Annotated in this window: 2 protein-coding genes; both read right to left on the bottom strand. The window is 74.0% G+C overall.

Going from position 1 to position 1,225, the window contains the following annotated elements; genetic code table 11:
- Positions 1 to 31: 31 nt before the first annotated feature.
- Positions 32 to 928 carry an NAD(P)-dependent oxidoreductase gene (locus B9G49_RS15800; protein ID WP_086217008.1) on the bottom strand — a complete coding sequence of 299 codons (897 nt, stop codon included), beginning with the start codon at positions 926 to 928 and terminating at the stop codon, positions 32 to 34.
- Between the two features lie 75 nt (positions 929 to 1,003).
- Positions 1,004 to 1,198, bottom strand: coding sequence for a heavy-metal-associated domain-containing protein (locus B9G49_RS15795; RefSeq protein WP_086217007.1), 195 nt, complete (start codon positions 1,196 to 1,198; stop codon positions 1,004 to 1,006).
- Positions 1,199 to 1,225: the final 27 nt, after the last annotated feature.

The following is a 1,225-nucleotide window of genomic DNA, read 5'->3' as shown; positions in this document are numbered from 1 at the left end:
CCCCGGCGCGACCGCGATCCCCCCGCCTCGATCACCCGTCGTCGCGTTCCGCTCCCCGCTCTGCGCCGTCGCGCCACGAGTGGTCCGGTTCCCACCCGAGCAGGCGCTTCGCCTTCGAGCAGTCGAAAATCGACTCGTCGCCGTCGAGGTCGCACTCCGCGGGGAGTTCGCCGCGGACCGCCTCGATCGTCGCCGCGGTGTCGCGACCGAGGAAGTTCTCCGCGGCGACGATCAGCACCGCCTCGTGGCCGTCGACCGCTGTTTCGGGGTCGATCGCGGCCTCGACCGCCGCGACCACGTCGCGCACGTCGACGTACGACCAGCAGTTCCCGCTCGGGGCCGCGGTCGCGGGGTCGAACGTCTCGCGCGCCTCGCGGCGCCGCTCGTCGCCCGGGAACGTGACCCACGAGAGGCGCAGCGAGACGGCGGAGACGCCGTGTCGGCGGGCCGCCGCGGCGGCCACCTCCTCGCCGACGACCTTCGAGAGGCCGTACGGGTCCTCGGGCTGGGTCGGCGTCTCCTCGTCGATCGGGAGCCGGTCGGGCAGCCAGTCGTCCGCCGCGAAGACCGTGCCGTAGCAGCTCTCGCTCGACGCCCAGACGATCCGCGCGCCCGCGGCCCCGGCGGCGTCGAAGACGTTGTACGCGCTCTCGACGTTGTTCGCGAACACGCGCGACCCGGCGTGGTCCTCGGGGTGCGGGATCGCGGCGAGGTGGACGACCGCGTCGGGCGCGGCCGCGTCGACCACCTGTCGCGTCTCGCCGTAGTCGGTGAGGTCCGCCGCCACGTAGTCGACGCCGTCCCGGCGCTCCTCAGTCGGTGGCGCTTCGCGGTCGACGGCGACGACCTCGCGGCCCGCGTCGGCGAGCGCGTCGACCGTCCACGCGCCGACGCCGCCCGCGCCCCCGGTGACGAGTACGCTGTCCATGTCTCGGCGAGCGCGCTCGGGCGAAAAAAGTCGGCGGTTCGGGGTGTGCGGTGCTCCGTTCGCACGTCGGGTCTCCTACGCCGACGCCTCGTAGCCGGCGTCCTCGATGGCGGCCACGACCGCGTCCACGTCCACGTCGCCCTCGACGGTCGCGGTGCCCGCCTCGTGGTCCGCGCTCGCGGACTCGACGCCCGGCAGCTCGCCGAGCGCGTCGGTCACGTTGTCCTCGCAGCCGGTACACGACATCCCGTCGACGTCTATCCTCCCCATTGGCGCCCCGTCGCGTCCCCCTCTCTC

Origin of the sequence: Halorubrum sp. SD683 (assembly GCF_002135045.1) — an archaeon.
In the GTDB taxonomy this organism is placed as follows: Archaea; Halobacteriota; Halobacteria; order Halobacteriales; family Haloferacaceae; genus Halorubrum; species Halorubrum ezzemoulense.
The sequence above is the reverse complement of the archived record's forward strand: the minus strand, read 5'-3'. Positions and strand labels throughout refer to the sequence as shown.